Below are 18,598 nucleotides of genomic sequence, written 5' to 3'. Positions count from 1 at the left end.
GTCAACGAGGGAGCCGCCCGGCCTGTTCCGGTCAGCGCATGCCGCCAAGCATGCGGATGATGCCGGAAAAATCGAGGCCGCCATCGCCGCCATTGGCGAAGGCCTGGTAGAGCGCCATCGCCTCCGCACCCATCGGCACCGACGCATCCGCATCGGCCGCCGCCTGCACCGCGAGCTTCAGGTCCTTGAGCATCAGACCGGCCGCAAAGCCGCCCTGATAGTCGCGGTCCGCGGGCGTCTCCGGGCCGACGCCGGGCAGCGGACAATAGCTCGTCATCGACCAGCTCTGCCCCGATGACACCGAGCTGATGTCGTAGAAGGTCTGCGGATCAAGGCCGAGCTTCTGCGCGAGGAGGAACGCTTCGCAGGTGGCCACCATCGTCGCGCCGAGCAGCATGTTGTTACAGATCTTGGCCGCCTGGCCGGCGCCGCTCGGGCCCGCATGGATCACCGCCTTGCCCATCCGCGCCAGGATCGGCTCGGCGCGCGCAAAGGCTTCGGCCGAGCCGCCGACCATGAAGGTGAGCGTGCCGCCCGCCGCGGCCGCAATGCCGCCCGAGACGGGCGCGTCCACTGCCGCCAGCCCCTTGGCGACGGCTGCCTCCGCCACCTTCTTGGCGGTGGTCACATCGATCGTCGAGCAGTCGAGCAGCAGGGTGCCGGGCGCGGCCGCCGGGAACACCGCTTCCTCATAGACCTGCGCGACATGGCGGCCGGCAGGGAGCATGGTGACGACCGCGTCCGCGCCCTGTGCGGCGGCGGCGGCGCTGTCGACGGGCAGGCAGCCGGCGGTCTTCGCCTTGTCGAGCGCGTCTGCCGACAGATCGAAGGCATGCACGTCGTGTCCCGCCTTCGCCAGGTTCGCGGCCATGCCGCCGCCCATATTGCCGAGCCCGATGAAACCGATCCGTGCCATGTCGCTGTCCTCCGTTCGATGGAGGCGATAGCGGCTAACGCTTCAGCCGCAACACCAGATAGGGGAGGAGCAGCAGCAAGGCGGCGGCCGAAGTCACATAGGGCAGCGGACCCCAGAACTGGTAGAGGCCGACGCCGATCGAGGGCCCGAGGACGAAGCAGGCGCCGTTGACCGACGTGGTGCGGCCGGCGACCGCGCCCTGTTCGCTCATGCCCACGGCGAGCGACGCGCCGGCGGTGAAGCCCGGCCGCAGAAAGCCGAAGCCGAGCGACGACAGGCCGTAGCTGACCGCGAGCATGTGCAGTGAATGGGAAAAGCCGATCGCGGCGCATCCGGCGGCCGCGAGCAGCGCCCCCCAGATGGCGAGCTGGCGCGGGGTGAGGCGCAGATTGGGGATGATCCCCCATTGCGCGAGCAGCGCGGCGAAGGCGCCGGTCATCAGCACGATGCCGGTCTCCGCCGCTGCCTGGGCTGCCGAGATGTGGAGCTGGTCGATGATCAGGAAGCCGATCGCCTGACCGGCCATGGCCTGGGCATGGCCGGTGACCAGGCCCACCAGCATCCACGGCCAGATGCGTGCTTCGGTGAGCGGCAGCTTGCCGCGGTCTTCGGCGGTCGCCGCGCGCACGCTGGCGCCGGTCGGCTCGCCGCCGATCGAGGGGTAGCTGGTCGCCGCGCCGCGTCCGATGCCGCCAGGCACGTCGTTCGGCAGCAGGCGATAGGCGACCACCAGCACGCCGACGCCGAAGATCGAGAAGACGAAGGCCGGGCCGGCGAGCCCGACCATCGGCAGCACGAAGAAGGGCGCCAGCGCCGGCCCCAGGATCGTACCCAGGCCGAAAGCGGAGCCAAGCAACGACAGCGCGCGGGTACGATCGTCGCGCGTCGTCCCCATCGCGACGATCGCCTGGGCGGCCGGCGGCGCGGCGGCGCCGAACGTGCCGTAGAGCATCCGCGCGACGATGAAGCAGAGAAAGGCAGGCAGCGGCGCGATCCAGCCGACGATTCCCGCCGCGAGAAACACGCCGCACAGAAAAACGGACGAGCAGAAGCCGAACAGGCCCAGCAGCACCATCTGCTTGCGCCCCTGTCGGTCGGAGCGGCGCGCCCAGATCGGCGCGGCGATGACCCAGACCAGCGCCGACACCGAAAATGCCGCCGCCACGGCCGAGTCGGGTACTTTCAGCGAACGGCCGATCGCGGGCAGCACCGACTGCAGCGCGGTGTTGCCGGCGGCGATGGTCAGCATGACGAGGAAGAGCAGCTTGAACGGCGGCGCGGCACCAACCCCGCCTGCCGGCGTTGTCGGCGGGTTGAGCGTGCGCGGATTCTCCTCGGCCATGACCGGCCGATAGAAGAGACTGGGCGCTGCTGAAAGCGTTGCAAGCATCGGTCGGATTTGCGACGGAACCGCAACGACCAACAGAAAGGGTCCGAATGCCCGTCTCATCCGCCGGCGAACAGGCCGGCGCCATCCGCCCCCGCCGGCCGACCCACCCGCTGGCGCTCTTCTTCAAGGGGTTCGTCAAGCATCCGGCGATGGTCGGGTCGGTCATCCCGTCGTCCCGGACGATGGTGAACCATGTGCTGCGGCCGGTGGACTGGTCGCAGGTCAAATTGTTCGTCGAATATGGTCCGGGCGTCGGCACCTTCACGCGTCCGATCCTGGACCGGCTGGGCCCCGAGGCCGAGCTGATCGCGATCGACCTCAACCCCGATTTCATCGATCATCTGCGCCAGGAGATCGCCGATCCAAGGCTGCATCTGGTCCGCGGCTCGGCGGCCGATGTCGGGCGGATCGTCGCCGACTTCGGTCACGAAAAGGCGGATTACGTGCTGTCCGGCCTGCCCTTCTCGACCCTGCCGGACGGCGTCGGGGACCGCATCGCTGCCGAGACGGCGGCGGTGCTCAAACCCGGCGGCCTGTTCCTGATCTACCAATTCTCGGCTAAGGTCGCCGACTATATCGCGCCGCATTTCGCCGAGATCGACCGCGGCTTCGAGTGGGTGAACATTCCGCCGATGCGACTATTTTGGGCGCGCAACGAATGACGCAACGCGGCTGCGACTGAGGCGTTGTGGGGGTGGTGCGGTTTTCACCCGAGACACGCCTTATGTTGCGCAGCTTTGCCTATCGCCTCGACAAGACTGACGTGATCCTCGTTGACCGGCGCGGCCGGGCGCTGGATGCGACGTTGCGGGCGCGGCTGCGCGCCTCCAGCCTGACTGCGGCAGCAGTGCTGGCCGCGACGCTCGTCACACCGGCCGGACCGGTCGAAAGCAGCTTCCAGGCGCTGCGCGCTTCGGCGTTCGCCGCGGCGGCAAAGGGCGCCGACTGGATCGCGATGCGTTCACCCGGCCGTCGTGTGCGGACGGAGATGATCAAGGGCGTGGTCGTGCGCCGCCCGGTGGTGCGCGCCGCGCCGCGCGTACGGCGGCCGGCCGTGCGCGCCCCGGCGCCGGCGCCGCTGCCCCGGCTGCTTACGCCCCCGCCGAGCGCCGTGCCGCTCGCCTTTCTGGAGAATGAGATCGCTCCTCCCGGCCCGGTCGCGATCGGGGACTTTCCCCGGTACGACCTGTCGCCACCGGTCGAATATGTCCAGCTGCCGCCGGAGCGCGGCGCCGGTCTGATTTTCGGCATTGGGGGTGGGGGCGGGGGCGTGGTGCCGCCCGTCCGCCCGCCGGCAATTCCGGAAGCGCAGAGCTGGGCGATGATGATCCTGGGCTTCGCCGCGATCGGGGGCGCGTGGCGGCGGCGACGTCAGCTTGTCCAGACGCTCCTGCGGCGGCTCCCTCTCCTCCTGACCGACCGCCGGTCTAATCGCCCCGCAAGTTGAGCCGGCGCGACACGGTGAAGTCGACGACGGACACGAGAAAATAGGCAAGCGCCTGGCGGGCGCGGGCGATGCCGCTGCCCAGGCCGGTCATGTCGGCGAGCGTCACTTCCCGGCTCTGCTCCCGCTCGTGCGCGAATAGCCGGCGAAGCTCGTCGGCGAAAGCTTTGTCCTCGATCCGCAGCATCAGCTCCATGTTGAGGAACAGGCTGCGCATGTCGAAATTGGCGGAGCCGATATGCACCGCATCGTCGATGATGAAGAGCTTCGTGTGCAGCTTCGAGGGCTGATACTCGAAGATGCGGACGCCTTTGCGCAGCAGCCCGGGATAGGTGAAGCGCGCGGCGGCGATCGTCGTGCTGTTGTCCGATTTGGCGGCGGTGATCACCTGCGCGTCGCCCCGCCTGCCGACGCGGTCGAGCCGGCGCAGCATCGCGGGGCTCGGCGCGAAATAGGCGGCGATCAGGTAGACCAGGCGCGCGCGCCGCATGTCATGGCGCACGGTGCGCGCCCAGGGGCTCAGCCGCCGCGTGGGCCCGCCCATGAGCCAGCGCACGCGCCCCGCCGGTTCGCTCCAGCGGGACAGCGCGCGCCGCAGCTCGCGCATCCGCGGCTGCGGACGCTTGGTCCAGGCGAGCAGCGCGTCGACATAGCCGGTCAGCCGCTGCGCCGCCGGCCCTTCGACCAGCAGCCCCAGGTCGCGCCAGCCCTCCGACTCAGGACCGGCGAAATAGCCATCGGCGATGTTGAACCCGCCGACGATCAGCCGCGTGCCGTCCGCCAGTGCCAGCTTCTGGTGATTGCGCAGCAGGTAACGCCGGCCCCAGCGCGGCAGGAAGCGGCAGATATCGGCACCGGCGTCGCGTAGCGGCTGCAAAAATCCTTCGTCGGTATCGCTGCCGAACCCGTCAATGATCAGGCTGACCTGGACGCCCCGCTCGCACGCCGCGATCAGCGCGTTGCGCACCCGCCCGCCGGCGCGATCGTCGGCAAAGGTGTAATAGAGCAGGCGAAGTGTGGTGCTGGCGCCGTCGATCAGCGACATGAGGCCGAACAGCCGCTCATCCGGCTCGATCAGTAAGGTCAGGCGATTGCCTTCGACTTCGAACTGCTCGCCTGACCCGCCCACCCACCGCTCATGCGCCCGCTGCTCGGTCCGCGCAAGTTGACTCGGCGGCCAGCGCCACCTATGTCCGCCGCCTTCCCGAACTTCCGCACAAAGCAAAGGCTCGTTCAATGGCGCGCGTTACCGTCGAGGATTGCGTCGACAAGGTCCCGAACCGGTTCGATCTGGTGCTGCTGGCCGCGCAGCGCGCACGCCAGGTGTCGGGCGGCGCCGAACTGACCATTGACCGCGACCGGGACAAGAACCCGGTCGTCGCGCTGCGCGAGATCGCCGAAGAGACGATCCAGCCCGAAAACCTGCGCGACACGCTGGTCGGCAGCCTGCAACGCGTGCAGGTCGACGACGACGATGCGGTGGACGAGCTCGGCTCGCTGGCGCAGCAGGCCGAGGCGCTGCGCCTCACGGCCGCGGCGCCGCCGCGCAACCAGAATATGGGCGGCGATTACGAGTGAGCCGCAGCGCCTGAGCGCAGCTTAGGCAGAGAGCCGGCAAGCGCCAGCTGGTGCGAGCCCAAATGGGACCAGGGGGCGCGGGCCTTGTTTCCGCGCTCTTTCCTGCGTGCGTCGCTGCCTTCCGCTCTCTCCGGCGCGACGCTTAACCTCAATCAACTGACCGATCCGCTTGCACTCATACGTCCGTCCCAATCCGGGACGGGCGGAAAAAATCCTTTGTCTTCAATGCAACCGGACCTTCTTCGCTCCGTTCGGACGCGTGGAGCAAGGGGCCGTGGGTTGGCTCCCGCTGGGGTGGCGTTTCTGCTCAGGGAGTGAATGTCTTGAAGAGAATCCTTTTGGCCGCAGCCGCTGCGGTCGGCTTTGCGGGTGCAGGCAATGCGGCGGTGATCACGTTGCAGGGCACCACCAACAATGGCCCGAACAATACGACCTTCAGCTATCAGGGCACGCTCGGCCCGGATGAAGGGCTGCGCAGCGGCGATCGGCTCGTCATCTATGATTTCGCCGGCTACATCGCCGGTTCGATCACCTCGCCGTCGGCCAATGTGGTCGCCTCGACCGAGTTGACCTCCAGCGATCCGGTGACGCCGGGCTACAACGACGATCCCAATCTCGTGAACCTCGTCTTCACCTATGTGGGCCCCGACTTCCGCAACGTCGATGGCCCGTTCGCGCCGCTCGACTTCAACGGCCTGTCGGCGCGCTCGACCTTCAGCGGCCTGGGCGTGGACGCGTTCTTCACCCTGACCACGAAGAACAACCCCACTGGCGCGCCCGGTGGCTCCAACACGCCGGTCTTCACGCTCGGCAACGTGTCCGTACCCACCGGGGTGCCGGAGCCGGCGAGCTGGGCCATGATGCTGGGCGGCTTCGGTCTACTCGGTGCCGTCGCGCGCCGCAGCAATCGCCGCGTTCAAGTTACCGCCTGAACGACGGCCTGAATGAGAGAGGGCTCCGCCGACCATTCGGCGGAGCCCTTTTTTCATTGCCGCCCACACCGTAGAGTCCGCAAGGTCGGGCAGCTTGATCCTCATCAACGACCCAATTCGAAGAATCGGCTAACCCGCTGTTCGGACAGGGGTTAAAGCAATGCGCGAGTACAGGCTGTACTGCCTGCGGCCCAACGGCCGCATCAAGGACCGGCACGATTTTCTGGCGGCCGATGATCGTGCGGCGCTGGCTTCGGCGGAGATCTGCCCCGACGGCTTCGGCGCCGAAATCTGGGAAGGTGCCCGGCGACTCGCGTCGATCGGGCCGGGCCGCACGGCGCAATAGCTTCAACCAAAAGGGCGACAACCTTATCGGCGGCGGTGCATTCAGCGCAGCAAGCCGCGGTTCAGGCTGGATCGGCGAAAAGCCACGCGGGAAGGGGTTCCGCGACTTGGCAGACGCGCATCGGCTGTACCGGCTGTACACGGTCAAACATGGCGAGATCGTGCGCCATCGCGACTTCGAGGCGCGCGACGATCGCGAGGCGCTGCGCCGCGCATCGGCCCTCCGACGCGACGGCGCGCGCGAGTTGTGGGACTTGAGCAGCGCGCCGGCGCGGCACGTTTCGACGATCTGAGTTCAGCTTTGCGTCGGCAGAACCAGCATCAGCTCGGCCGGCTTAGTCGCCTCCGCCTCGCGCGCACGCTGCGCATAGTCCTCTGCCATCATCCGCAACGAATAGGCGGTCTGCACGTCCGTGCATCCGGAGGCGAGGCGCTGGCATCGTTCGGCCTGCTGCCGGAGATAGACGACATCGTTGATCACGCCCCGTCAACGCTCCGCCTTATGTCGGGTTCCCGACATTAGGCACGTTCAAGGCTGCACAACGAAAATGCCCCGCCAGGCACCGGGGGGAAGGGCCTGAGCGGGGCGGTATCGAGCTTGGGGAAGGGGGTTCTTCAAGCTCTCGAATGGAAAATGCGCGGCACGCACCCTTGTTCCAAATCGGGACCGATTATTTCCGCCTCGGCGAAGCGGGCTTACGCGGGGGCGGCGGCGGCGGGCGGAGCCGGCAGGCTTCGCGAGCGACGGTCTCGCCCGCGGTATCGGGAGTCGGCGGGCTCAGGCGCTGCAGGGCCAGATCCTCGCCATCGACCTGTTCGTTGAGCACCTGCCCGCCCGCGCCCAGCGAGACGATGCGGATCACCGCCGCGATGCCGTCGCGGCAATCGACCAGGTCCAGATGCCGTTCCTCGACGGTGCCGTCCCGCCGCGGCTCCGGATAGGCGACCCGCCACCAGGCGCGCTGCAGCGACCGCCAATTGAGCGACGCCCGATCGATCTCGATCTTCCGCCCGGCATGGTCCATCCCGGCCGGCGTCCAGCGCGGCATCGGCGGCGCCGCGGCCGCCATCAGCCCGATGGCGAAGAGTGCAATCATCCCGTCCTCCCTGTTGCCCTGCGCCTAGCCTATCGCAGCGGCGGCGCAGTGGCGAGCGTCACAGCTATGTCGGGTGCAGGACAGACGGGCGGCCGGAGAGATGTTACGGTCCGGTGATAGTGGGGGTTTGGCCCTTGGCCGATTACAAATTATATTGCCTGGACCGGAACGGCCGGATTGCGCGCCGGCACGACATCGTCGCTGAAGACGATGCCGCGGCGGTGGCGATCGGCCGCAAGATAGACCCGGCGGTGAGCTGCGAGCTCTGGTCCGGGTCCCGCAAGGTGGCGCTGCTGCCGGCGGGTGGCGAGCCGGTGCTGGTCAATCCGCCGCAGCCAAAGTCTGCCTGATCGGCGCTGGATCGGGCCGCGCACCCCTGGCCCGCTCGTCGGCCAGGCGGGCGCCTTCCTTCGCCAGCATATCGAACAGCCGCTCCGGATCGGTGAAGCGCAGCCGCGCCGCGAAGGCTTCGCCGCCTTCCGCCACGATGATTTCGCGCGCGCCTGACGTCAGCCCCACAAGGATGCGCCGCGCGCATTCGGCCGGGTCCATGCCGGCATCGATATTCGCGTCCGAATCGCCGCGCGCCGAACCGTCGGCCTGCAACGCGTTGGCCGCGACCTGCGTCCGTACCGATCCGGGCAGCACCGTCGTCACCTTGATCCCATAGGCCTGCTCGACCTCCGCGCGGAGCGCATCGAGATAGCCGATCAGCCCGTGCTTGGCCGCGCAATAGCCGGTCCGCAGCACCGTCCCGAGCCGTCCGGCGACCGAGCTGATGCCGACGATATGCCCGCCCTCCCCGCGCGAGACCATGGCGGGCAACACCAATTGCGTGAGCCAGATGGGCGCCAACAGGTCGGTCTCGACCAGTGCCTTGTAGACCTCGGGCCGCGTATCGACGGCGAGGCTGCGCTGGCTGATACCGGCATTGTTGACCAGCACGTCGACATCGCCCGCCGCAGCGACCGCCTCCGGCAGTGCCGCCCAGTCGGTCGCCTCAAAGGGCAGCAGCAGCGCGTCGGGCTGGACCGCCGCCGCCACCTCCGCGAGCGCGTCGCGCCGGCGCCCGGACAACACCAGCCGGGCGCCGCGTCCGGCGAACGCCGCCGCCAGCGCCGCGCCGATGCCCGACGACGCACCCGTGATCCACACCCTCTTGCCTTCGAACATCAGCCCTCTCTCCAATAATCGAACGCCCTGCCCTGCAGTTCGCGCACCAGCGCTTTCGCCTGCGGCCCGGTCCAATCGCCGTCATGACCGTAGCGCAGCGACGAGCCGACCCACCAGCCCTGGCCCGGCAGGCCGTCCGATTCGCGCACCACCAGCACGGCGAGTTCCGGCTCCCCCGCCGCCGCGCCCGCCTGGTCGACCGCATCGAGCGCCTTGCAGAGGCTGCGCATCTTCGGCCGGGTGAAACGGTGGCCGAGGCAGGCAAGCGCCTCGGCATAGGAGACCGCCCGCCCCTCTCGCGCCGCGGCGACCAGCAGCGCCCGCACGTCTTCCACCGCGAACATCGGGCCAGCCTAGCACGGAATCGGAATGTTCGAGGTGCTCGAGCCGGCGGCGCCGCGAATGGTCACAAAAGGTCGCACTGGCCATGGCGTGCGCGTCAGCCGGTCGATACCGCGTCGGTAAGCGCGTCGAGATGACCGGCAAAGCTGGCGCGCGCTTCGGCCTGCGGATCGACATCTATGTCGGTACGCTGTTCCCATGGCGCACCATAGCGCTTGGGATCGAGCCGGGCGAGCAGCCACATCAGGAGGCGGTCGCTGGGCGTCCGTTTTTCGGCGACGAGCGTGCCTTCATGCCACACCTGCTCCATGCGGCCGTTGATCGCGCGGTCGAAGGCGAGCGCCGACAGCCGCCCAACGGCGAGCCGCTCGGCCAGGTCCCAGGCCGCGGCAAAGGCGGGCGAGCGCACGCGCAGCCGATAGGCCGACCGCGCCGACAGCCGGGCGGCATCGCTCGCCAGATGAACCGATCCGGTTTCCGCCAGATAGGAAAGGAAGATGCGCTGCCGCTCCGCGCTCCAGCCCATGAGGCGTTTCCGGCTGTCCTCCAGCGGCACGCCGTCGAACGGCTTGGCGGCGACCGGCGGAGCGCCGTCCTGCCCGTTGCCGGCGGGGGGCAGCAGGTCGGTCGGCCAGGCGATATTCTGTTCGGGTGCCGGCACCAGCGAGAGGCGCGGCCCGCCAGGCTCGTCGGCGGCCTTGGCGATCGACTCCATCCGCTCGGTCGCCCGCGCCCATTCGTCGAACTCCTCATTGGTCATATCCCGCGCCGCACGCCGCCTGCCCATGTCGCTTCTCCGGTAGATGTAGGGAGTCGGGAGCTAACCTGTTTGGTTCGGTGTAGGACAGGGATTTGTTGGTTCGCGCGGAGGCGCGGAGACGCGGAGGGGCTTGGCGGGTCCCCTGGCTTTCGGGGCAGTCCGGTTAGCGCACGGGGTCGAGCGGGCCCTGGTGCGCGAAGCGGTCGCGGACATGCTCCTGGAAGAAGCGCCCCTTCGACCCGGCGGCGAGGAACTCGGCGGCGAGCCGCGCCGGCACGCCCGAATAGCCATACCATTCGCCACTGGTGAACCGCACGAACAGGGTGGAAGACGCCGCGTCATACTCGATCTGCGCGATCGCCTCGGAGGTGACGTGGGGCACGATGCCAGAACAGCCTGGCGCGGAGCCGGTTTCCGCCGCGCAGGCCTATGCTACACGTCGCGCATGTTCGAGACATTCACCTACGATTTGCCCGCAGTCCTCCCGCAAGCTGCGCGCGACCATTGGGCATTCATGGAGTCCAACTCCGCCGCCGCGGTCATGCAGGCAGTCTGCCCGGAGGAATGGGCCGACATTGTCCATGTGCTCTCGACGTATCGGTTGAACCCAAGTTCCTGGCTGAAGGCAGGTGGCAACCGCGGCGATATAGCCGAACAGATTGATGAGGAGTTCGCAAAACGTGGATGGCGTGAGACTCGGCTCGACCTAGAAACGAGAGGCATTCTCTACCTCAAAAGCGGTGAGAAGCTTGGCGAGCTACCGCCCGTCTACCAAGAGGGTTATCTCGTCGACAACTTCAAGAATCGTATCGTTCTCGACGTCGAATGGAATGCCAAGGATGGCAATCTGGATCGGGATTTGGCGTCCTATCGTTCATGGTTTGAGGCTGGGGTGATCTCCGCCGGCGTGATCATCACCAAGGATCGCTTGGCGCTGTTGAACTTGGCGCGGCGGATCTGGTCAGATTACCAGAGCACCCTTCCGGCAGAACAAAGGTCGGCGAGGCTTCCGATTGATCTCACTACTTCTACGGTGACTGCGTTTGACAAAGCGCAGATGCGGATGCGCCGAGGCGTGATGGGGTCCTGCCCGGTCCTTATCGTCGCCGCCACGGAAGCAACATGGGACGGCCTACCTTACACTTAGCCGTGATGCCGGACCTAATCCGGAATCCTTCTACCTTGCCGACTGGCGGGTAGAAGCTGCACCCGCATCAAGTGCGGGGTGACGAAGACGGCTTATTCAGCCGCAATGTCCGCCACCGCGCTATTGTAGCTGTAGGTGTCCCAGGTCGGTTTATAGTCGTCGTCCGCCTGGTTGCCCCATACGGTCCAGCCTCGGCGCTTGCCGCGGCTGAACATTTCGAGGCGGGGGCCCCAGCTGCAATCCTCGATGATCTGGTATTGCTCGTCGGGCTTGCGGCTGTGTTCGCGCTTGCGGGTGGCGAGCAGGTTGACCTGGCTGCGGCCGGGCGGGAGAGTGCGGGCGTTCTTGCCGCGCACGCCGAACAGCAGCAGCTCGGTGACGTTGCGGAAATAGAAGCCGACGCCGCGCCCGTCCGATCCGCCGTCCTTGCGCACCTTGTGCCAGACGATGTTGGAAATGTAGCGAAAGCCCCAGGCGTCCATCACCTTCAGCCCTTCGGGCAGCAGCGCGTTCGGCACCCAAAGATAGAGGTGGGAGGGATCGGCGGCGATGTCGGCGACCGGCAGCGCGCAAATCTCGTCCAGCGTCATCGTGCCATAGCGCGACAGCCGCTTATGCTCCGGCGCAACCTTGCCCGTACGGTTCTGAAACTGCCACGGCGGATCGGCGAGGATCGTGCCGAACTTCCTTCCCCGCGCCGAAGCGAGCAGGTCGATTGCGGCTTCGGAGAGCGGGTCGGCTTGGGAGAACATAACGAGATCTTTAGGGGTCGCCAAGCGTCTGGTCAACCGGCCATGCCGCCGTTGAGTGCTCCTAACATGGCAGATGCGACTAAGTTACCCGACGCTCCTTCGAGAACTGCTTTGAGTGAGCCCAAGAGTTTAGAGACGCGGCCGCGTTCGGGTCCTCGGTCGGCCTCAGTCCGTAGATCACCCAAGAGCGGCTCAACCTGTTTGCGTGTATCTGCATCAAGCCCCGCCGCAGCAGGAGTCATCTGGTCCAGAAAGGTTCTGAGACGACACACGTCAACACCCGAGGAGTTTATGAAATGCGAGTTATTGGCGTCTCCCGACACATTCCCCAGGACGCCTATGTTTCCACCATAAATATGATTGGTCACAGCTAAGGCCTCAAGCTTCTGCTCGTTCTTGAAGGTGTAACCAATGCCGGTTATTCCCATACGTTCAAGTTCAAGCGTCCACGATAGAACCTTGTTCCGAACAAAATCCAATGACGATGCGACCTGACTCGTGGACATATGCATGACGGCTTCGAAAGGGAAGTCGCTATGCTTTCTCAGGAACTCCTGTATGAAGTGGGGAAACCTATAGTGTAATGTTCCGCCCTCTTTTTCTACCCATTCCTCCAGCTGAGCTATCGGATTGGTAACGTACGCTGTTGTCAGTTGCTCTGACAGAAACTCGTCTTGTGGAATGATGGGACACCAGCCGTTGTAGGGATTCCAGAATTTTGGTGAACCCCCAAGCTTTCTATGGCCTGGAAGCTCTTTCAAGGAGCACTCGTACCCATTCAGCTCTTGGTCGATCCAGTGAGAAAGATCGTCCAGCTCCAGCTTCACGGCTATGACCTTCGCCTTACGGAGAATGGCGCTCGCGCGAACGTTCGCGTCGAGGCATTCTTGTTGTAGCTCGAGTACGATGCCCTTCGTCACGGCTTATTCCGCCGCCACGCCCGCCCGCGCGAACATGTCTTCGCCGCCGTCGTCCTCGTTCGCGACCACGGATAGTTTCGCCGCCTTGCGCCGGTCGAAATTATCCCAGACTTCGTTCCAATTCCCGCGCGTTGCGGCCTTGGAATATTCGGTCGCCCTCGTCTCGAAGAAATTGGCGTGTTCGACGCCGTTCAGCAGCGGGGCGAGCCAGGGGAGGGGGTGTTCGTCGATCATGTAGATCGGCGCGAAGCCGAGCTGGCCCAGGCGCCAGTCGGCGATGTAGCGGATATACTTCTTGATCTCCTTCGGCGTCATGCCGGGGACCGGGCCCATTTCGAACGCCAGGTCGATGAAGGCGTCTTCCAGCCGCACCGTCTTCTGGCAGACGTCGAGAATCTCTTCCTTGACCGACTTGGTCAGGCAGTCGCGTTCCTTGACGAAGGCATGAAAGAGCCGGGTGATGCCTTCGCAGTGGAGGCTCTCGTCGCGCACCGACCAGCTGACGATCTGGCCCATGCCCTTCATCTTGTTGAAGCGCGGGAAGTTCATCAGCATCGCGAAACTCGCGAAGAGCTGCAGCCCCTCGGTGAAGCCGCCGAACATGGCGAGCGTCTTCGCGATATCCTCATCGGTATCGACGCCGAAGGTGCTGAGATAGTCGTGCTTGTCCTTCATCTCCTTATACTGGAGGAAGGCGCTGTATTCGCTCTCCGGCATGCCGATCGTGTCGAGCAGGTGCGAGTAAGCGGCGATGTGCACCGTCTCCATGTTGGAGAAGGCGGTCAGCATCATCTTGATCTCGGTCGGCTTGAACACGCGGCCATATTTGTCGTGATAGCAATCCTGCACCTCGACATCGGCCTGAGTGAAGAAGCGGAAAATCTGGGTGAGCAGGTTGCGCTCGTGATCGGTCAGCTTCTGCGCCCAATCGCGGCAATCCTCGCCCAGCGGCACTTCCTCCGGCATCCAGTGGATCTGCTGCTGCCGCTTCCAGAACTCGAACGCCCAGGGGTATTCGAACGGCTTGTAGGATTTGGAGGCGGACAGGAGGGGCATCGGCGTTACTCCGGCTGGAATGCGATATGGTGGGCGCGCGACCATTTTTTGAGTCGTGCGTTGTGGGTGCGAAACGAAGGAGACTGCGAATGACCGACCTCAGCCAGATCCGCGAACATATGGAAGTCATCGGCGCCGACGGCGTTCATGTCGGCACCGTCGACAAGGTCGAAGGCGGCCGCATCAAGCTGACCAAGAAGGATTCGAGCGCGGACATCGAAGGCGCGCAGGGCGGGCAGCATGCCGGCCACCACCACTTCATCTCGGGCGGGCTGGTCGCCGAGGTTGAAGGCGACAAGGTGCGCCTCTCCGCCAACGCCGACGTCGCGGTGACGTTCGAGGAAGAAGAGAGCGGCGCGGCGCTGTAAGGCTTTACCGCCACACTTTCCGCCCGGCTTGGCCTGGGCCCGTCGAAGGCCTCTCTTGGTCCTTACCTTCGCGGTGAAGAAAGGGAGGGCTTCGACAAGCTCAGCCCGAACCGGGCTTATGGCGTTGGCATCAGAGGCGCCAGGCGCGCTCACTGACAGGCCAGAGTGCCTGACCGAGCGGCCAATGATCCGGGGGATCATTGGCAGGCCAGGCACTCGTCATAGTCCTTGGCCTCGACCTCGATCTGGCGCAGGTCGGGCGTGTTGTCGGCCTCGACGCCGCCGGCAAAGCCCGCGCGCTGCACGGACTTCGAGCGGAGATAATAAAGCGACTTGATGCCCAGCTCCCAGGCGCGGAAATGGAGCATCAGCAGGTCCCATTTCTCGACATCCGCCGGGATGAACAGGTTCAGCGACGCCGACTGGTCGATATAGGGCGTGCGGTCGGCCGCGAGCTCGAGCAGCCACCGCTGGTCGATCTCGAAGCTGGTCTTGTAGCAGTCCTTCTCCTCCTGGGTGAGGAAGTCGAGGTGCTGGACCGAGCCGCCCTTCTCCAGGATCGAGTTCCACACCGCGTCGGAGTTCTTCGCCTTTTCGGCGAGCAGTTTCTCCAGATACGGATTGCGGATAGAGAAGCTGCCCGACAGCGTCTTGTGGGTGTAGATATTGGCCGGGATCGGCTCGATGCAGGCCGAGGTGCCGCCGCAGATGATCGAGATCGACGCGGTCGGCGCGATCGCCATCTTGCAAGAGAATCGCTCCATCACGCCGCGCTCGGCCGCGTCCGGGCACGGCCCGCGCTCGGTCGCGAGGAGCATCGACGCCTCGTCCGCCCTGGCGCGGATGTGGCGGAACATCTTGAGGTTCCAGCTCTTCGCCATCGCGCTTTCGAACGGGATGCCGCGCGCCTGCAGGAAGGAATGGAAGCCCATCACGCCCAGGCCGACCGAACGCTCGCGTGACGCGCTATATTTGGCTCGCGCCATTTCGGGCGGAGCGCGGTCGATATAGTCCTGCAGCACATTGTCGAGCGCGCGCATCACGTCCTCGATGAACTGCTTGTCGCCGTTCCACTCGTCCCAGGTCTCGAGGTTCAGCGACGACAGGCAGCACACCGCCGTGCGGTCGTTGCCCAAGTGATCGCGGCCGGTCGGTAGCGTGATCTCCGAGCAGAGATTGGAGGTCGAGACCTTCAACCCGAGCTCCTGATGGTGGCGCGGCATCGCCTTGTTCACATGGTCGGAGAAGACGATGTACGGCTCGCCGGTCGCCAGCCGGGTCTCGACCAGCTTCTGGAACAATGCGCGGGCATCGACCTTGCCGCGCTCCGACCCGTCCTTGGGGCTGCGCAGCACCCATTCACTGCCGTCGCGCACCGCCTCCATGAAGGCGTCGGGGATAAGGACGCCATGGTGCAGGTTCAGCGCCTTGCGATTGAAGTCGCCGGACGGCTTGCGGATTTCGAGGAACTCCTCGATCTCCGGGTGCGAGATGTCGAGATAGCAGGCAGCCGAACCGCGGCGCAGCGAGCCCTGCGAGATGGCCAGCGTCAGCGAGTCCATCACGCGGACGAAGGGGATGATGCCGCTGGTCTTGCCGTTCAGGCCGACCGGCTCGCCGATGCCGCGCACGCTGCCCCAATAGGTGCCGATGCCGCCGCCGCGCGAGGCGAGCCAGACATTCTCGTTCCAGGTGTTGACGATGCCTTCGAGGCTGTCGTCGACCGAGTTGAGGTAGCAGGAGATCGGCAGGCCGCGGCCGGTGCCGCCGTTCGACAGCACGGGCGTCGCCGGCATGAACCAGAGCTTCGAGATATAGTCGTAAAGCCGCTGCGCGTGGGCGGCGTCATCGGCATAGGCCGAGGCGACGCGCACGAACAGGTCCTGATAGGATTCGCCCGGCAGCAGATAGCGGTCCTTCAGCGTCTCCTTGCCGAAATCGGTGAGCAGCGCGTCGCGGCTGTGATCGACCTCGACCGCATAGGGGCGCGCGCGCACTTCGCTGCTGCCGCTGCCGGTTCCGGCGGTGGCCGGCGCCTCGAGAGTGGTCGTGCCCATGCTCGACTCCTGCGTATCCCTGAAATCCATAATGCGCCCCTCATGTTCCCGATCTGTTCGATTCGGGCAAGCCACCATCTCTATCACTTCGCGGGCTCGTCCGGAGCAGCGCTTTGCAGCCGTCCCCGTGTTCCACAGGGCATGGCTCCGCCGTCCCGCGCAATATGGTGTCGCGCGGACGTGAATACCACGTCTTGTGTGAGCCCCCGTCGTGAACGCTACAGATTGTGTTCCAACCCGGGATTCGACGCAAGATGCTAAGTGGCCGATGCGCCGAACCGTTCGTCGCCGAAAAGATTCGTTTCGCCGCTGTTCCGAGGTCTGGCAAATGGCGGCGGAGCGGTCGGCATGGGGCGAACGCAGGCCGTACAATGCCGCCAAGATTCCTGTGGATATTCCTCGCCGCGGGCAAACAGGTGGCAACCTTCGGCACCTGCTGGAAGCCTGACCGGACATGCTGCGCCTCGCCCCGCCCTGGCGGTCGGCAGGTTATCTTTATCTAAGAGAATCAGGCAGTATAGCGGTGAGCGGTCTGGTCATTGCGAGGTGCCGGATGCGCGATCGAGGGGGAGTCGCTTTGCTGCTGTCGAGACGGGGGATGATTGCGGCGGGTCTTGGCGCGCTCATGCCGCTCGCGCAGGCGACGTCGCAGACCGTGAAGGATCGGCGGGCATTGATCGTCAGCCTGAACTATTTCGATCAGCCGGGCCTGTTTCTGCCGAACACGGCCGGGGACGGCAGGCTCATCAAGACTGTGCTGGAAAAGCTGAAATTCAACACCGTCAACCTGGTCGAAAATCCACGGCTGGACAGGCTGCAGTCCGCCGTCGCCGCGCTCCTCACTTCGTTGAGCGAGGACAGCATCGTCGTGGTCTATGTCGCGGCGCACGGCTTCGAGATCGGCGGAGAAAATTACATCCTGCTCGCGGATGGCCAGAGTTTCTTCAGCCTCTCGTCCCTTGTCGACACGGTGCGCCGCAACACCCGCATGTCGATCTTCTTTCTGGACGCGTGCCGGAGCTCACCGCTCAAGGCAGCGCCGAACGGAGCGCGCGCCTTCCGGGCCTTGAGCCCCGAAGCCGCCCGGCGCGTATCGGAAAGCCTGACGGCAACGCCTGTCGCCGACCTCTCCCAGGCCGCTGCCCAGCCGGTCCGGCCATTCTCCCTGCAGGGAACCGGCGTGAAGGTCGTGTTCGCCACCGATCCGCAGAACGTGGCGGCGGACTCGGTCGCCGAGAGCGACCTCAACAGCCCGTTCGCGTCGTCGCTCGCAAAGCGAATCGCGGAACGACGCAGCCTGGATGACGCCATTTCGCTCGCTACGGGCGACGTGGTCAGCGCGACGGCCGGCAGGCAGTCGCCATGGTCGCAAGGCTCGATCGGCGTACCGATCTACCTGGCCGGGCCTCCCAAGCAGAAGAACCCGGCCAAGGTTCCGTTTCAAGTTCCGGGCTAGGGTCCGTACTCAGAACCGGACGGAGAGGTTGGCCTCCGGCGCCGCCGCGAAGATCGGATCGGCACCCTTTGCATCCACGAAGAACACATAGCCGCGTGCCCGCGCGCCCAGCGAGATATTGTCGGTCAGGAAGATGTTGTAGCCGATTGCGATGTCGCCGAGATAGCCGGTGCCCTTGCGGCTGCCGACATTGGTGCTGGTCTGACCGCCGATCACTTCCTTTTCATTGACGCGGTAGCGGCCGCTGCCCACGCCGACGAGGAACTGGGCCGACAAGGACTGGCGGCTGTTCGCGCCCAGGCGGCTCGACAGCCGGAACCCCGCCTCGGCCGCACCGATCTTGTAGCGATACGAGTTGACCTCTGAGTCGCCGACCGGCGCATCGACCCGCGCCTCATTCTCGCGGGCCAGGAAGTTGTGGTAGCCGGCGAGCAGCGAAACGCCGGTTTCGGACGGCGTGTATTCGAATGTGAGCGCATATTCCTCACGCTTCACATTGAACCGGTAGCGGCCCGAGAAGCCATCGTCCTCGTAATTGTAGAAGCCGTTGTTCTTCTTGCCGGTCATGAATGTGCCCATGACGCCGAAGCGGCCGTCCGGATTGCGCACGGCAATCGACCCGCCATAGGTGGGGATCGACTTGACTTCGCCATTCTCCGGCGACGGCGAGAAGAAGAGCTGCTGGTAGCGCGGCGTCACCGTCACCGACCAGCGGCCGCCATCATCATCCTGCGCGATCGCCGGAGCGCTGACGGACACAAAAAGAGCCCCTGCCGCAAAAGCGGCATTGCGGAACTTCAGCATTGGATTTCCCCCTATTCACATCGGCCGCAAAGCTGCGGCGGTGGACCTTATCGGCGCGCCT

24 protein-coding genes are annotated in these 18,598 nt (G+C 65.6%); 10 read left to right on the top strand and 14 right to left on the bottom strand.

Features of this window, described 5'->3' with window-relative positions; all coding sequences use genetic code 11:
- Positions 1-31 precede the first annotated feature (31 nt).
- Together mmsB and HJG53_RS11120 are read right to left on the bottom strand one after the other, a co-directional pair.
- On the bottom strand, positions 32-916 hold the full coding sequence (gene mmsB / locus HJG53_RS11125) for a 3-hydroxyisobutyrate dehydrogenase (protein ID WP_171130499.1): 885 nt from the start codon (positions 914-916) through the stop codon (positions 32-34).
- Between the two features lie 34 nt (positions 917-950).
- Complete coding sequence (locus HJG53_RS11120; RefSeq protein WP_254447715.1) at positions 951-2,165, bottom strand: MFS transporter; 1,215 nt, start codon at positions 2,163-2,165, stop codon at positions 951-953.
- 188 nt (positions 2,166-2,353) lie between these two features.
- On the opposite strand from HJG53_RS11120, the gene HJG53_RS11115 reads away from it, so the two are divergent.
- Entirely contained in the window at positions 2,354-2,968 is a 615-nt protein-coding gene (locus HJG53_RS11115; protein WP_171130495.1) for a class I SAM-dependent methyltransferase, read from the top strand.
- Positions 2,969-3,030: 62 nt separating this feature from the next.
- Complete coding sequence (locus HJG53_RS11110; RefSeq protein WP_171130493.1) at positions 3,031-3,753, top strand: PEPxxWA-CTERM sorting domain-containing protein; 723 nt, start codon at positions 3,031-3,033, stop codon at positions 3,751-3,753.
- Here HJG53_RS11110 and HJG53_RS11105 read toward each other — a convergent pair.
- Positions 3,734-4,879, bottom strand: a complete 1,146-nt coding sequence (locus tag HJG53_RS11105; protein WP_368039566.1) for a phosphatidylserine/phosphatidylglycerophosphate/cardiolipin synthase family protein — start codon at positions 4,877-4,879, stop codon at positions 3,734-3,736. The genes HJG53_RS11110 and HJG53_RS11105 overlap by 20 nt on opposite strands.
- A 107-nt stretch (positions 4,880-4,986) precedes the next feature.
- Between HJG53_RS11105 and rpoZ the strand changes: the two genes are divergently transcribed.
- The 4 genes from rpoZ to HJG53_RS11085 all read left to right on the top strand — a co-directional run bounded on the left by rpoZ (position 4,987) and on the right by HJG53_RS11085 (position 6,898).
- Positions 4,987-5,328 carry a DNA-directed RNA polymerase subunit omega gene (gene rpoZ, locus HJG53_RS11100; RefSeq protein ID WP_171130491.1) on the top strand — a complete coding sequence of 114 codons (342 nt, stop codon included), beginning with the start codon at positions 4,987-4,989 and terminating at the stop codon, positions 5,326-5,328.
- A gap of 323 nt (positions 5,329-5,651) precedes the next feature.
- Positions 5,652-6,260, top strand: a complete 609-nt coding sequence (locus tag HJG53_RS18730) for a PEPxxWA-CTERM sorting domain-containing protein (protein ID WP_254447685.1) — start codon at positions 5,652-5,654, stop codon at positions 6,258-6,260.
- Positions 6,261-6,420: 160 nt separating this feature from the next.
- Positions 6,421-6,606 (top strand): hypothetical protein, encoded by a 186-nt coding sequence (locus HJG53_RS11090; protein WP_171130489.1) that lies wholly within the window; start codon positions 6,421-6,423, stop codon positions 6,604-6,606.
- A gap of 106 nt (positions 6,607-6,712) precedes the next feature.
- The gene (locus tag HJG53_RS11085; RefSeq protein WP_171130487.1) at positions 6,713-6,898 is read left to right on the top strand and encodes a hypothetical protein; all 186 of its coding nucleotides are present in this window, start codon (positions 6,713-6,715) and stop codon (positions 6,896-6,898) included.
- 2 nt (positions 6,899-6,900) lie between these two features.
- Here HJG53_RS11085 and HJG53_RS11080 read toward each other — a convergent pair whose 3' ends face one another.
- A complete protein-coding gene (locus tag HJG53_RS11080; RefSeq protein ID WP_171130485.1) occupies positions 6,901-7,086 on the bottom strand; it encodes a hypothetical protein in 186 nt (61 codons plus the stop codon).
- Positions 7,087-7,276: 190 nt separating this feature from the next.
- The gene (locus tag HJG53_RS11075; RefSeq protein ID WP_171130483.1) at positions 7,277-7,702 is read right to left on the bottom strand and encodes a hypothetical protein; all 426 of its coding nucleotides are present in this window, start codon (positions 7,700-7,702) and stop codon (positions 7,277-7,279) included.
- A gap of 134 nt (positions 7,703-7,836) precedes the next feature.
- Between HJG53_RS11075 and HJG53_RS11070 the strand changes: the two genes are divergently transcribed.
- Positions 7,837-8,052 (top strand): hypothetical protein, encoded by a 216-nt coding sequence (locus tag HJG53_RS11070; RefSeq protein WP_171130481.1) that lies wholly within the window; start codon positions 7,837-7,839, stop codon positions 8,050-8,052.
- Here HJG53_RS11070 and HJG53_RS11065 read toward each other — a convergent pair.
- The 4 genes from HJG53_RS11065 to HJG53_RS11050 all read right to left on the bottom strand — a co-directional run bounded on the left by HJG53_RS11065 (position 8,024) and on the right by HJG53_RS11050 (position 10,359).
- Positions 8,024-8,875 carry an SDR family NAD(P)-dependent oxidoreductase gene (locus HJG53_RS11065; RefSeq protein ID WP_171130479.1) on the bottom strand — a complete coding sequence of 284 codons (852 nt, stop codon included), beginning with the start codon at positions 8,873-8,875 and terminating at the stop codon, positions 8,024-8,026. The two genes, HJG53_RS11070 and HJG53_RS11065, sit on opposite strands and share 29 nt — an antisense overlap.
- Complete coding sequence (locus HJG53_RS11060) at positions 8,875-9,219, bottom strand: ribose-phosphate pyrophosphokinase (protein ID WP_171130478.1); 345 nt, start codon at positions 9,217-9,219, stop codon at positions 8,875-8,877. Before HJG53_RS11060 ends, HJG53_RS11065 begins: the two co-directional genes overlap by 1 nt.
- 95 nt (positions 9,220-9,314) lie before the next feature.
- Positions 9,315-10,004, bottom strand: coding sequence for a hypothetical protein (locus HJG53_RS11055; RefSeq protein ID WP_171130475.1), 690 nt, complete (start codon positions 10,002-10,004; stop codon positions 9,315-9,317).
- A gap of 136 nt (positions 10,005-10,140) precedes the next feature.
- Positions 10,141-10,359, bottom strand: coding sequence for a KTSC domain-containing protein (locus HJG53_RS11050; protein WP_171130473.1), 219 nt, complete (start codon positions 10,357-10,359; stop codon positions 10,141-10,143).
- 63 nt (positions 10,360-10,422) lie between these two features.
- On the opposite strand from HJG53_RS11050, the gene HJG53_RS11045 reads away from it, so the two are divergent.
- The gene (locus tag HJG53_RS11045) at positions 10,423-11,124 is read left to right on the top strand and encodes a BglII/BstYI family type II restriction endonuclease (RefSeq protein WP_171130471.1); all 702 of its coding nucleotides are present in this window, start codon (positions 10,423-10,425) and stop codon (positions 11,122-11,124) included.
- Positions 11,125-11,216: 92 nt separating this feature from the next.
- On the opposite strand, the gene HJG53_RS11040 is transcribed toward HJG53_RS11045, so the two are convergent.
- From HJG53_RS11040 to HJG53_RS11030, 3 genes are read right to left on the bottom strand one after another with little or no spacing between them, the layout of a single operon-like run.
- Positions 11,217-11,876 carry an MT-A70 family methyltransferase gene (locus HJG53_RS11040; RefSeq protein WP_171130469.1) on the bottom strand — a complete coding sequence of 220 codons (660 nt, stop codon included), beginning with the start codon at positions 11,874-11,876 and terminating at the stop codon, positions 11,217-11,219.
- 32 nt (positions 11,877-11,908) lie between these two features.
- Positions 11,909-12,796, bottom strand: a complete 888-nt coding sequence (locus HJG53_RS11035) for a hypothetical protein (protein WP_171130467.1) — start codon at positions 12,794-12,796, stop codon at positions 11,909-11,911.
- A gap of 3 nt (positions 12,797-12,799) precedes the next feature.
- Positions 12,800-13,852 carry a ribonucleotide-diphosphate reductase subunit beta gene (locus HJG53_RS11030; RefSeq protein WP_171130465.1) on the bottom strand — a complete coding sequence of 351 codons (1,053 nt, stop codon included), beginning with the start codon at positions 13,850-13,852 and terminating at the stop codon, positions 12,800-12,802.
- Between the two features lie 89 nt (positions 13,853-13,941).
- Between HJG53_RS11030 and HJG53_RS11025 the strand changes: the two genes are divergently transcribed.
- Positions 13,942-14,220 (top strand): DUF2171 domain-containing protein, encoded by a 279-nt coding sequence (locus HJG53_RS11025; protein WP_171130463.1) that lies wholly within the window; start codon positions 13,942-13,944, stop codon positions 14,218-14,220.
- 197 nt (positions 14,221-14,417) lie between these two features.
- Here the strand turns inward: HJG53_RS11025 and HJG53_RS11020 are convergent, their stop codons facing one another.
- Complete coding sequence (locus HJG53_RS11020) at positions 14,418-16,277, bottom strand: ribonucleoside-diphosphate reductase subunit alpha (RefSeq protein WP_254447684.1); 1,860 nt, start codon at positions 16,275-16,277, stop codon at positions 14,418-14,420.
- A 598-nt stretch (positions 16,278-16,875) separates the two neighbouring features.
- Here HJG53_RS11020 and HJG53_RS11015 point away from each other — a divergent pair.
- Positions 16,876-17,733, top strand: a complete 858-nt coding sequence (locus HJG53_RS11015; protein ID WP_217352761.1) for a caspase family protein — start codon at positions 16,876-16,878, stop codon at positions 17,731-17,733.
- Positions 17,734-17,742: 9 nt separating this feature from the next.
- Here the strand turns inward: HJG53_RS11015 and HJG53_RS11010 are convergent, their stop codons facing one another.
- Positions 17,743-18,537 carry a hypothetical protein gene (locus HJG53_RS11010; RefSeq protein ID WP_171130457.1) on the bottom strand — a complete coding sequence of 265 codons (795 nt, stop codon included), beginning with the start codon at positions 18,535-18,537 and terminating at the stop codon, positions 17,743-17,745.
- Between the last annotated feature and the right edge of the window lie 61 nt (positions 18,538-18,598).

It is taken from the genome of Sphingomonas sp. ID1715, assembly GCF_013044515.1.
Lineage (GTDB): Bacteria > Pseudomonadota > Alphaproteobacteria > Sphingomonadales > Sphingomonadaceae > Sphingomonas_B.
The sequence above is the reverse complement of the archived record's forward strand: the minus strand, read 5'-3'. Positions and strand labels throughout refer to the sequence as shown.

What these genes read in the sequence shown, in the direction of transcription:
- mmsB (WP_171130499.1), bottom strand. Translation starts at nt 916, where the DNA reads ATGGCACGGATCGGTTTCATCGGGCTCGGCAATATGGGCGGCGGCATG.
- HJG53_RS11120 (WP_254447715.1), bottom strand. Translation starts at nt 2,165, where the DNA reads ATGCTGACCATCGCCGCCGGCAACACCGCGCTGCAGTCGGTGCTGCCC.
- HJG53_RS11115 (WP_171130495.1), top strand. Translation starts at nt 2,354, where the DNA reads ATGCCCGTCTCATCCGCCGGCGAACAGGCCGGCGCCATCCGCCCCCGC.
- HJG53_RS11110 (WP_171130493.1), top strand. Translation starts at nt 3,031, where the DNA reads ATGTTGCGCAGCTTTGCCTATCGCCTCGACAAGACTGACGTGATCCTC.
- rpoZ (WP_171130491.1), top strand. Translation starts at nt 4,987, where the DNA reads ATGGCGCGCGTTACCGTCGAGGATTGCGTCGACAAGGTCCCGAACCGG.
- HJG53_RS11090 (WP_171130489.1), top strand. Translation starts at nt 6,421, where the DNA reads ATGCGCGAGTACAGGCTGTACTGCCTGCGGCCCAACGGCCGCATCAAG.
- HJG53_RS11075 (WP_171130483.1), bottom strand. Translation starts at nt 7,702, where the DNA reads ATGATTGCACTCTTCGCCATCGGGCTGATGGCGGCCGCGGCGCCGCCG.
- HJG53_RS11065 (WP_171130479.1), bottom strand. Translation starts at nt 8,875, where the DNA reads ATGTTCGAAGGCAAGAGGGTGTGGATCACGGGTGCGTCGTCGGGCATC.
- HJG53_RS11060 (WP_171130478.1), bottom strand. Translation starts at nt 9,219, where the DNA reads ATGTTCGCGGTGGAAGACGTGCGGGCGCTGCTGGTCGCCGCGGCGCGA.
- HJG53_RS11055 (WP_171130475.1), bottom strand. Translation starts at nt 10,004, where the DNA reads ATGGGCAGGCGGCGTGCGGCGCGGGATATGACCAATGAGGAGTTCGAC.
- HJG53_RS11045 (WP_171130471.1), top strand. Translation starts at nt 10,423, where the DNA reads ATGTTCGAGACATTCACCTACGATTTGCCCGCAGTCCTCCCGCAAGCT.
- HJG53_RS11040 (WP_171130469.1), bottom strand. Translation starts at nt 11,876, where the DNA reads ATGTTCTCCCAAGCCGACCCGCTCTCCGAAGCCGCAATCGACCTGCTC.
- HJG53_RS11030 (WP_171130465.1), bottom strand. Translation starts at nt 13,852, where the DNA reads ATGCCCCTCCTGTCCGCCTCCAAATCCTACAAGCCGTTCGAATACCCC.
- HJG53_RS11025 (WP_171130463.1), top strand. Translation starts at nt 13,942, where the DNA reads ATGACCGACCTCAGCCAGATCCGCGAACATATGGAAGTCATCGGCGCC.
- HJG53_RS11020 (WP_254447684.1), bottom strand. Translation starts at nt 16,277, where the DNA reads ATGGGCACGACCACTCTCGAGGCGCCGGCCACCGCCGGAACCGGCAGC.
- HJG53_RS11015 (WP_217352761.1), top strand. Translation starts at nt 16,876, where the DNA reads ATGATTGCGGCGGGTCTTGGCGCGCTCATGCCGCTCGCGCAGGCGACG.
- HJG53_RS11010 (WP_171130457.1), bottom strand. Translation starts at nt 18,537, where the DNA reads ATGCTGAAGTTCCGCAATGCCGCTTTTGCGGCAGGGGCTCTTTTTGTG.